Consider the following 11726-nt stretch of genomic DNA (forward strand, 5'->3'; position numbering starts at 1 on the left):
CAATCATTAAATCGTATGACAATGAAATTCATCAATCATAGAATAAAAATTCTTGCCTTAGCAGCTTTTTATGCAGGAATAGGTTTGACTTCGGCACAGTCTGCAAACCAGAATAAAACAGAAGCCACAACAACTCAATCCGGCAAAATTGTCCCTGCTGATCTGAACTGGTCAGAAAGGATGCTGCTTTCAGAGATGCACCGCTTCCCGGAGTCCTGGATGCTTGATTTCAGCAAAAGCCCGAAGTGGACGTATCCTTCCGCCATTGTATTAGACGGCGCCGAACAACTCTACACAAAAACAGGAAAAAAAGAATATTACAACTACATCAGCGACTTTGGGGAAAAGCTTGTAACAGAAGACGGAACAATCCTCACGTACGAGCTGGAAAAATACAACATTGATCTTCTGAATAGTGGAAACGTATTGCTTTATCTTTACGAAAAAGAGAAAAAAGAAAAATACCTGAAAGCACTGCAAACTCTTCGTTTACAAATTGATGGTCAGCCAAGAACAAAAGAAGGTTCTTTCTGGCACAAAAAAATATATCCGTATCAGGTCTGGCTGGACGGACTTTACATGGGAATGCCTTTCTATGCCCATTACACAAAAGATTTTTCAAAAGGGAAAGATGCTGCAAAAGCTTACGATGACGTTGTTTTTCAATTCGATTCAGTGCAAAAAAATCTCCTTGATAAAAAAACAGGATTGCTTTATCATGCCTGGGACGAAAGCAGGCAGCAAGCGTGGGCTGATAAAGAAACCGGTCTTTCACCTAATTTTTGGGGAAGAGCTATGGGATGGTACGGAATGGCAATGGTGGACGTCCTGGATTATTTACCACAAAATCATCCCGGAAGAAGCAGATTAATTTCTTACATTAAATCTTTTGCAGATGCCATCATCAAAGTTCAGGACAAGCAAAACGGGCTCTGGTACCAGGTCTTGGATAAAGCAGAAGAAAAAGGGAATTATACTGAAGCTTCCGCCTCGGCAATGTTTGTCTACATGATGATCAAGTCTGTGAACAAAGGCTATCTGCCACAATCTTACAAAAAATACGCTCAGAAAGGATACAATGGAATCATCAAAAATTTAATCACCGTTGATGAAAACGGCGTAGTGAATCTCAACAAATGTTGCGCAGTGGCAGGCTTGGGCGGAAAACCCTACAGAGATGGTTCTTACGAGTATTATGTGAATGAAAAGATCCGATCTAATGATGCTAAAGGAACGGGTCCTTTTATTCTGGCAAGCATAGAATTCGAGAAATAATCATACAATAAATAGAGCTGCTCATGAAAAAACTGGGATTACTTCTATATTTTCTGGTAGTAAATTTAACTTCTGCACAGGAAAAAATTATGTTTTGGCCGAAAGGAAAAATGCCCAATTCCAAAGGATTACAGTTAAAAACCGAAGAAAAAGACGGAAGAATCATTCAGATAAAAGAACCTGAACTTTTTGCCTTTCTTCCGCCTAAAGAAGACAGAACACCAATGGCTGTCATTATTATTCCGGGCGGCGGCTATTACAAGCTGACTTATGATCTTAATGGATTCCAGATCGCTAAATGGTTCAACACCTTAGGAATTTCGGCTTTTGTGCTGAATTACCGTTTACCCATTTCTCCGGATGTACAACAACGTGAAATTGCTCCATTGCAGGATATTCAGGCGGCGATAAAATACATCAGGAAAAATGCAGGACAATACGGAATTTCTCCGGAGCAGGTTGGCGTTATCGGGACTTCAGCCGGCGGACATCTGGCTGCAACAGTCAGCAATATCACAACAGATTATACGGAATTGAAAGGCGACTGGACCTCTATTTCTACCATTCCGAATTTCGCAATCCTGGTTTCTCCGGTTATCGATTTGGGGGAATTTGCGCACGTCGGAAGCCGCAAAAGCCTGTTGGGAGAAAATGCTTCTCAGGAAAAAATCAAAGAATATTCCATGCAAAACCGGGTAACTGATAAAACGCCGCCAACTTTACTGATTCATGCACAGAATGATAAAACCGTTCCCGTAATGAACAGTATTCTGTATTATCAGGCAATGACCAAAAATAAAGTGAAAGGCGCGCTATTTATCTTTCCTGAAGGTGAACATAAAATAGGGATTACCAACAAATCCGAATTAACAGATCATTGGAAAGAACTCTGTTCCGACTGGCTCAAAAACTTGTTTCCTAAGCAGTAATTTCATTAACCGACAGTGCAGGATAATCAATCCTTAGATTTATTTTAGATTGCAGTACCTACAAATTATCCTAAAATTTTGAATCCGATCTTATGAAAAAATATATTCCGCTCTTTCTTTTAATTCTTTCGATTGCCGTTTCCGGGCAATACAAACCGTGGACTTCCGCAAAACAGCCTTTAAAAGAGATTAAAGCTTTAAAAAAGCAGATTAAAAAACCAACATTCAGAAATGCAGATTATATGATTACTGACTTCGGTGCTGTTGGAGACGGAAAAACAAAAAATACGGAAGCCTTCAAAAAAGCCATCGAAAAATGTAACGCTGAAGGCGGAGGAAGAGTAATCGTTCCGAACGGTATTTTCCTGACGGGAGCGATTTATTTAAAATCAAATGTTAACCTTCATCTCAGCGACAATTCCACAATTTTATTCAGTCAGGACAGCAACGACTACCCTATTGTTTTCACACGATGGGAAGGAATGGAATGTATGAATTATTCGTCATTAATTTACGCTTACGAAGAAGAAAATATCGCTATTACCGGAAAAGGAATTTTAGACGGAAATGCCGACAATGACCATTGGTGGTTCTGGTGCGGTGCCACAAAATATGGTTATAATGAAAACCGTCCCGGAAGACAGAATCCTGCCCGTGCAAAGCTTCACGAATATATGGCACAAAGAAAACCTGCCAGAGAAAGAATTTTTGGAGACGGTTATTATTTAAGACCGAATTTCGTTCAGCCTTACCGATCTAAAAACTTTTATATGGCAGATATTTTGGTTAAAAATTCTCCAATGTGGAACTTAAATCCTGTACTTTGTGAAAATGTTCTCATTGAAAGGGTAAAAGTCATCAGCCACGGACCGAATAACGACGGTTTCGACCCGGAAGCCTGTAAAAATGTCTGGATTAAAGATTCTTATTTTGACACCGGAGACGACTGTATTGCCATTAAATCCGGAAGAGACGAAGACGGAAGAGATATCGGAAGACCTGCCGAAAACCACATCATCGAAAACTGTGAAATGAAAGACGGCCACGGCGGTGTCGTTATCGGAAGTGAAATTGCAGGCGGTGCTAAAAATATTTATGCCGTAGGAAATGTAATGGACAGTAAAAATCTTGACCGTGCATTGAGAATTAAAACCAGCTCAAGCCGTGGCGGAACTATCGAAAATGTATTTTTCTACAATACAAAAGTCGGGGCTTATAAAGAAGCTGCCGTTCGTTTCAATATGCATTACGAAAAGCCGGGAAATCATATTCCGACGATCAGAAATATCTGGGTAGAGAATTTAACCGTAGACAAAGGCGGAAAATATGCAGTGTTTTCCGATGCGTATGAATCTTCCCCTGTAACGGATTTCACGATGATTAATGCTAAAATGATCGGCGTTCAGATTCCTTACAAAGTAGATTATATGAAAAACGTGACCTTAAAAAATGTAACTGTAAACGGAAAGCCTTTAACCGAGTTAAAACCCTAAAATGCACAGAAAGACCATTGTCGCCGGACTGATTGTTTTATCATCATTCTCACACTCTTTTGCCCAATCGAAACATTGGCAGAACATCGAGCGTGAGCTGCATTACAAAGAAGACAAAGGCGATTTTTTATTGGTCAACGGAAAGTACAGATTCAATCGGGCTTTGTACGGCGACAATCGTGCATCAAGAGTTGAAGCGGGAGATTTACCCGAGTTTGCACTTTATCTTCCCGGAATGGGCGGAAACCTTCAATTCATTATTCAGAAAGGAAATTCCATTAAGAAATTAATTCAGGCTGAAAAGATTGAAACCCGTTATCGTCCCGGTTCAATGCTGTATGAAATCAAAGACCCGATTCTTGGAAAAGGAAGTTTAAAATTAACTGTTTTAGCACAGGTTAAAGATGAAGGTTTAGTCCTTAAAATGGAAACTTTTAATATAGATTCTTCGGCAAAGATTTATGCAGTTTTTGGTGGTGCGAGCGGAACGGCTTTCAGCAGAAACGGCGACATCGGCGCAGACCCGGAATCCGGATTTTATCTCCTGCCTGAGTATTGCCTGAATAATGAATATAAAATTAGTACAAATCATTTTCAGCTTAATTATTTAAATAAGAAAAAAGAAACGCAAATCGTCAACGGAAGTTTTTCAAATGTAAATTCTTTAGAACAAACCGATGCAACGACTTTAGAAAAATTGGGTGAGTTTACTCAAAATAAAACAGATAAATCTCCGATTGTTTACGCTTCGTATTCTTCACAGAAAAATCCGGTTTTTATTCAAATTTCCAAAGGAAAACCAACGAAAAACTTTTCTGATGAAGAATTGGAAAACATTTTTAACGAAGCCGAAAAAGCCCGTTTAACCTTAACCAACAGGATTCATTTAAAAACTCCTGATTCAGATGTAAACAATTTCGGAGCTAATTTAGCTATTGCAGCTGACGGAATCTGGGAAACTCCGACATTTCTTCACGGCGCCGTTGCGTGGAGAATGCGATTAAATGCATGGCGCGGTGCTTACGCAGCCGATGTTTTAAGCTGGCACGACAGGTCAAAAGAACATTTTGAAAGCTATTCCAGATCGCAAGTTTTGGAACCTAAAACTGCTCCGGTTGTTATGGATACGATGCGTCATTTAGCAAGACACGAAGAAAAAATGGGAACTTCTGTTTTTTCAAGCGGCTATATTTCCAGAAATCCGAATGACAACTCAAAACCGCATCATTACGATATGAATCTGGTGTTTTTTGACCAGCTGTTTTCGCACTTCAATTACACAGGAGACGTAGAATTTCTCAAAAAAATGTGGCCAACAATGGTTCGTCATATGGATTGGGAAAAACGAAATTTCAAACGTGGCAATTTGTACGATGCCTATGCTGCAATCTGGGCAAGTGATGCACTTCAATACTCTGGCGGAAAAGTGACACATACTTCGGCGTATAATTACAGAGCCAACCGTGAAATGGCGAAACTGGCAAAAATCATTGGCGAAAATCCTCAGCCTTACGAACAGGAAGCTGATGCCATTTTAAAGGCTATGAAAAACGAACTTTGGATTAAAAACAAAGGCTACTTTGCTGAATATAAAGATGCTTTAGGCAATCAAATCGTTCACGATAAACCGGGAATCTGGTCGATTTATCACGTTTCGGATGCGTTTATTTTGAATGAATTTGAGGATTATCAGAATGTACAATATATCAATAACCATACTCCGAAAATCCCGGTTACGGTGAAAGGAGCTCAAAGTAAAGAGTATTACACCCTATCCACCACCAATTGGCAGCCTTACGACTGGTCCATCAACAACGTTGCGTTGGCGGAAAATTTACAGACCGCTTTGGCGTATTGGCAGGCCGGAAGAAATGATGAGGCCTACCAGCTTTGGAAAGGAAATTTGGTTGAATCGATGTACTACGGCATCAGTCCGGGAAATTTTGAGCAGCTTTCCCATTATGATGCTTTTCGCGGAGAATTGTACAGAGATTTTGCCGATCCGATTGGGGTGGCTTCACGAACTTTAACGGAAGGCCTTTTTGGAGTTTATCCTAAATTATTAAACAATAAAATTGAAATAAAACCCGGATTTCCAAAAGACTGGAATTTTGCTGAATTAAATCTTCCGGATTGGGAATATCAGTTTAAAAAAAGTGCTAAAAAAATAGAATTTGCTTTCATCTCAAAATACCAAAACCCGCTGTTTTTAGAAATGCAGATTCCTGTGAATGAGTCCAAAATCAAGTCGGTGAAGGTAAATGGCAAAAAAGTGGATTGGAACGTAAAACCAAACTCTATTTTACATCCAGTTGTTCAGTTTGAAACACCAAGAGGAACAGACTTCAAAATTGAAATTAAACATTCTGAAGAAAAATTAAAAAGTGAAAAGACAGATTATATCAGTTATATTTCTGAGAATTTCCAGCTGAATTTTGATTCAAAAAAGAAAATCACGCAAGTGTACGACCCACAAGGATTGATTAAGAATTCCCCTCCACTGGAGGGGTGGATTCGACCAACGGGAGAAGACGGGGTGGTCAACTCAACATTCAGTCTTATTCAACAAGAAAGAAAAGGAACATTTTTCGTTCAGGCCGAACAAAACGGAACGACCTGGTGGCAACCGGTGAATGTGGATATCCGCTTTCCTCTGGAAGTAAAATGGGTGAATAAAAAACTGAAGATCCAGTCAAGTATTTCCCATACAATTAATGGAAAACTAACAGTTAATGATTTTCAAACAACGTTCAGCATTCAAAAAAATCAAAATATATCGATTGAAATTCCATCAAATTATTTGAGTAAAGGAACCAATTCTATCAAGCTTGAATACAATGGAATTAAACAGAGTATTGAAATCACCGACTGGGAAATTGAGAATCAGGATGAGTTCAGCACTATTTCTTTAGCGTCAAAATACAACGAAAAAGTAACGGAAATTTTCAACCAAAAATATCTTTCTCCAAGATTAAAAGTTCCTACTTTACAGCTTCCGTGGCAGGGAATCGGGAACTGGTGCTATCCGTTGATCACGTCTCAAATTGATGATTCCGGATTGATGAACGAAAGAAAAAATGACAAAGCTGACTTCCTCGGAATTCCTTTTTTGATTGATAGAGCTGATAAAAATATTGTTTTTGTAAGTCAGTGGGATAACTATCCGGATTCGATTGAAATTCCCTTAAGTGGAAAAGGGAAAAAGATGTATTTTCTCATGGCTGGTTCTACCAATCCGATGCAGTCCCAGATTGTGAATGGTACAATCACAGTTCAATATACCGATGGTTCAACTTCAGAACTGGAACTGAAAAACCCTACCAATTGGTGGCCGATTGAGCAGGATTTGTTTGATGACAATTTCGCATTTGAAATTCCGGATGATAAAATTCCGTATCGTGTCAAATTGAAAACCGGAGAACTGTACAAAGGCGGAACTTTGAGTAAATATTCGAGCATCAAAGGATTTACAGACCGGCAGGTTGATGGTGGTTCTGCAACGATTTTAGATTTGCCGATTGACCCGAATAAAGAATTAAAATCGATAAAATTAACGGCAGTGAGCAATGATGTGGTCATTGGAATGATGAGTGCGACGGTTTTGAAATAAGTATTAGAAGAGGAATGAGTGAAGAATATAGAAAAAGATAGCGTTCCTACGGAACGCAGAAAAAATAAAATTTGTTCTCTACACAGATATTATTCCTAACGGAATAAATAAAATAATGTTCCATAGGAACATTATCTGTGTAGATAAATGTAAAACCAGCGAGGTTATTGCGTTCCATAGGAACGCCATCTCAAAAAGAGTTAAACTGGAAAATATTTTTTAAATATTAAAATAAATTTAAAAATGAAGAAAATTGCAATATATCTGAGTCTATTCTGCCTTGGGTTTTCATCTTTGAACGCTCAAAAAATCGATCGTAAGAAGGTTGTTCAGCGACACAATGTAGTTAACACTAAAGCGGATACTTTAGCTTCATTAACGGTTGGAAACGGGAAATTCGCCTACACGGTTGACATTACCGGAATGCAGTCGTTCCCGGAATATTATAAAAACGGTGTTTCCTTGGGAACGCAGTCGGAATGGGGCTGGAACAGTTTTCCGAATTCCGGAAATTATCAATTTGAGGAGACATTAAAATCTTACGATTTCAATAATGAAGGACGAAAAGCGTTGTATAGTGTACAAATTAAAGAACCGGAACGCAACAAAAAGGCGGTGGAATATTTTCGTGTCAACCAACATCGTCTGCAGTTGGGAAATATCGGTATTGAGCTGATAAAAAAAGACGGTAAAAAAGCGCAGGTTTCAGATTTACAGAACATCAACCAGAAAATTGATTTGTGGACGGGAATTATTACCAGTGCGTTTTCTCTGGAAGGAATTCCGGTAAAAGTGTGGACCACTTCATTTCAAAATTCAGATAAAATCGGGGTTAAAATTGAATCGGATTTGGTAACACAAAAGAGATTGAAAGTTTTCGCAAAATATCCTTATCCGAGCGGACAATTCCTGGATGAAGCGGCTTTCTACGGAAACGCAGATCAACATTCAACAAAATTAATTTCCTCAAATTCAACTCACGGATTGATTGAACACCAATTAAATACGGCAGATTATTTCACCCAATTGTATTTCACCGAAGGAAAATTAAGTGAAGCAGGTAAGCATTATTTCGTATTTGAACCTTCCCCGAAAAGCAAAACTTTAGAATTAACGGTTGAATTTTCAGAAAAAAATTCTAAAACTTCAAAAACTTTATTTGCAGATGCTGAAAAGGAAAGCATTTCCGGCTGGAAGAATTTCTGGGAAAGCGGCGCAGCCGTTGATTTTGAAGGGAGTACCGATAAAAGAGCCAGCGAGCTGGAACGCAGAATCATTTTATCGGAATATTTAACAAGAGTTCAGTGCGGAGGAAGCAATCCGCCACAGGAAACAGGTTTAACCTTCAACAGCTGGTACGGAAAACCACACACGGAAATGCATTGGTGGCACGGCGTTCATTATGCACTTTGGGGAAGGCCGGAAATTTTAGAAAAGCAGCTGGATTATTATTTCAGATCATTTGATAAAGCTAAAAAATTAGCAGAAAGACAAGGGTATAAAGGCGTTCGCTGGATTAAAATGTCGGATAATGAAGGCAATGAAAGTCCGTCTTCTGTCGCCGCCTTTTTGATCTGGGAACAACCGCATTTGATTTATATGTCCGAGCTTTTATATCGAGATAAAAAGGACAAAAAAGTGTTGGAAAAATATAAAGATCTGGTTTTTGCGACGGCCGAATTCATGGCTGATTTTGCAACGTATGACAAAGAAAAGAACCGCTACAATCTTGGGAAAGGAATGATTCCGGCGCAGGAAGTTTTCCCGGCAAAAGATACTTATAACCCTACGTATGAAGTCGCGTATTGGGATTGGGCGTTGAAAGTTGCTCAACAATGGAAAGAAAGATTAGGCGAACCGAGGGATAAAAAATGGGATGATGTGATTAATAAACTGGCTCCGCTACCGGTTCAGGACGGTGTATATTTATCGACAGAATCAGCAAAAGATTCATTCACTTTTCCAAAATGGATGACCGACCATCCTGCTGTTTTAGGCGCATTAGGAATGGTTCCGGAATCTCCGAAGCTGGACAAAAAGATCATGAAAAACACTCTGGATATTGTTTGGGAAAGATGGAACTGGGGACACACCTGGGGTTGGGATTTCCCGATGACGGCGATGAATGCAGCAAGACTCGGACTTCCGAATAAGGCTTTGGATGCTTTATTTATGGATATTCAGACCAATACGTATTTAAAAAACGGCCATAATTTCCAGGACGGACGTTTGAGAATTTATCTTCCCGGAAACGGCGGAACTTTAACAGCTGTCGCCATGATGCTGGAAGGCTGGGACAGTTCAACAGGACAATTTCCGGGTTTTCCGAAAGACGGCAGCTGGAAAATAAAAGCGGAAGGGTTTAAAAAGATGCCTTAAAAAGTTTCACATTCATATAGTTGAAGTCTGTCCGGATGAAGGGCAGGCTTTTTTTTGTTTAAGGTTTGGTGTTTAGGGTTTAGGGTTCAAAGTTCGGATTTAGAGTTTACAATAAAATTGGAGTTATCATCGTTTTAGAGTACAGAATCGGTAATTTAACAAATTCAAACTTATATGAGTTTATAATTTTAAATCATTGAAAATAAACCGATTATATTGTTATATTTTATTAAACATGATGATTATCAGTTATTGTAATTTTTTGTAACTTGTCTACTTTAACAAATCATTTTTCTGAAATTCATTTTGTTAAAATTAAATCATTCCTCATACCTCCAAACTATGGCAGAAACTTTTGAAATACATATCAACGAAAACTCCAGAGTTCCCAAATACAAGCAGATTGTAGATTCAATTCTAAACGGAATTGATGGCGGAGAGATTAACATCGGTGAAAAAATTCCGTCCATTAATGAATTGAGCGAATCTTGTTTTCTTTCAAGAGATACCGTTGAAAAAGCCTACAAAGAGCTTAGAAAAAGGCAAATTATTGAATCGGTAAAAGGCAAAGGCTATTATATTTCACGCATTAACAAGAATGATACGATTAATATTTTCTTTCTGATCAATAAACCGAGTACCTACAAAATGATGATTTATAATTATTTTGTAAATGCAATCGGTTCCAAAGGCAATGTGGAAATGTATATTTACCACTGTGATGAAACGCTTTTCATTAATGCTTTAAAAAAGAATCTGGGCGGATTTGATTATTATGTGATCATGCCTCACTTCCGGGACGATCAGTCGAAGCATACCAGCTCAACCCAAGAAGTGCTTGAGATGATTGAGCAGATCCCCAAGAATAAACTGCTGATGCTTGACAATACAAAGCCCAATATTTCAGGGGAATACGGCTCAATTTTCCAGGATTTTGAGCATGATATTTATAATGCCTTAAAGGAAGGACTGGATAAAATCAGGAAATATGAAAAAATAATATTGGTTTATCCCGATAAATCCATTCACCCCTATCCTTTCCGGATTGTAAGAGGTTTTGAAAAATTCTGCAGGGATTTTAAGCTGGATTATGAAATTCTCGATGAAATTTATCCCGATATGGAACTGCAGGATAAAGATATTTTTATTACCATCCGCGAACGTGACCTGGTAAATCTTGTAAAGCAGATCAGGCAGAAAAACATGAAGCTCGGTGAAGATATTGGTATTATTTCCTACAATGAAACACCATTAAAGGAATTGCTGGGAATCACTGTAATCACAACTGATTTTAAAGCAATGGGGGAATCTGCTGCGTATATGATTTTAAAAAACAAAAAAGAGTCGGTGAATAACGTTTTTAAATTTATTCAGCGGGATTCTCTTTAAGAATAATTTAAATCCTGTAACAGTTGCGCAATCGATTACATTATCTTATTATTTTAAATACATTATTTCATTATGATTAAAAAATTAATTTTAGCCTTGAGCTTTATGATGGCTTTTACCATTTCCGCACAAAAAAATAATGATACCCAGGCCGTAACCGAAGCTGCAGAAAAACTTAGGCTTGCGATGATTAGCGGAGAAAAATCAACCTTAGAATCTCTGATTTTACCGGAACTGACTTATGGACATTCAGGCGGACATATTGATGATGCCAAAGAGTTTGTCGAAAAACTGGTTACGAAGAAATCTGATTTTGTGACCATTGAAATTACCAATCAGACCGTACAGATTGTCGGCAATACAGCGATTGTCCGACATCATTTTTACGCAACGACAGCCGATGCAGGAAAAGCTCCGGGAGATGTTACTTTGGATATTTTATTGGTTTGGGCTAAAGTGAAAAATAATTGGAAATTAATGGCAAGACAGGCAGTGAAATCTGAGAAGAAAAAGTAATTGAATAATTATGATAAATAAATTAAATTCGCAGGGAATCCTTTGCAGATTTTTTATTTTGAATTATTTTTTTTCAAACGCAAAGATTTATTATTTATTCTAAGATTTCTTAGAGCAAAGATTGGAATCAATACA

Annotated in this window: 7 protein-coding genes; all 7 read left to right on the forward strand. The window is 38.2% G+C overall.

All coding sequences use genetic code 11. The features are described 5' to 3' along the window. Positions 1–21 precede the first annotated feature (21 nt). The 7 genes from SOP96_RS06940 (at position 22) to SOP96_RS06970 (ending at position 11591) form a co-directional block, all read left to right on the forward strand. Positions 22–1275, forward strand: coding sequence for a glycoside hydrolase family 88/105 protein (locus SOP96_RS06940; protein WP_326320267.1), 1254 nt, complete (start codon positions 22–24; stop codon positions 1273–1275). A 23-nt stretch (positions 1276–1298) separates the two neighbouring features. Continuing rightward, positions 1299–2204 carry an alpha/beta hydrolase gene (locus SOP96_RS06945; protein ID WP_326320268.1) on the forward strand — a complete coding sequence of 302 codons (906 nt, stop codon included), beginning with the start codon at positions 1299–1301 and terminating at the stop codon, positions 2202–2204. Positions 2205–2296: 92 nt separating this feature from the next. Beyond that, the gene (locus SOP96_RS06950; RefSeq protein ID WP_326320269.1) at positions 2297–3697 is read left to right on the forward strand and encodes a glycoside hydrolase family 28 protein; all 1401 of its coding nucleotides are present in this window, start codon (positions 2297–2299) and stop codon (positions 3695–3697) included. A 1-nt stretch (position 3698) separates the two neighbouring features. Further along, positions 3699–7307, forward strand: a complete 3609-nt coding sequence (locus SOP96_RS06955) for a DUF4450 domain-containing protein (RefSeq protein WP_326320270.1) — start codon at positions 3699–3701, stop codon at positions 7305–7307. A 243-nt stretch (positions 7308–7550) separates the two neighbouring features. Further along, entirely contained in the window at positions 7551–9686 is a 2136-nt protein-coding gene (locus SOP96_RS06960; protein ID WP_326320271.1) for a hypothetical protein, read from the forward strand. Positions 9687–10028: 342 nt separating this feature from the next. Next, positions 10029–11075: a GntR family transcriptional regulator gene (locus SOP96_RS06965; RefSeq protein WP_326320272.1), complete on the forward strand. Its 1047-nt coding sequence runs from the start codon at positions 10029–10031 to the stop codon at positions 11073–11075. Positions 11076–11147: 72 nt separating this feature from the next. Then, a complete protein-coding gene (locus SOP96_RS06970) occupies positions 11148–11591 on the forward strand; it encodes a nuclear transport factor 2 family protein (protein WP_326320273.1) in 444 nt (147 codons plus the stop codon). The last annotated feature ends 135 nt before the right edge of the window (positions 11592–11726 follow it).

This window comes from Chryseobacterium salviniae, from assembly GCF_035819015.1.
Taxonomy (GTDB): domain Bacteria; phylum Bacteroidota; class Bacteroidia; order Flavobacteriales; family Weeksellaceae; genus Chryseobacterium; species Chryseobacterium salviniae.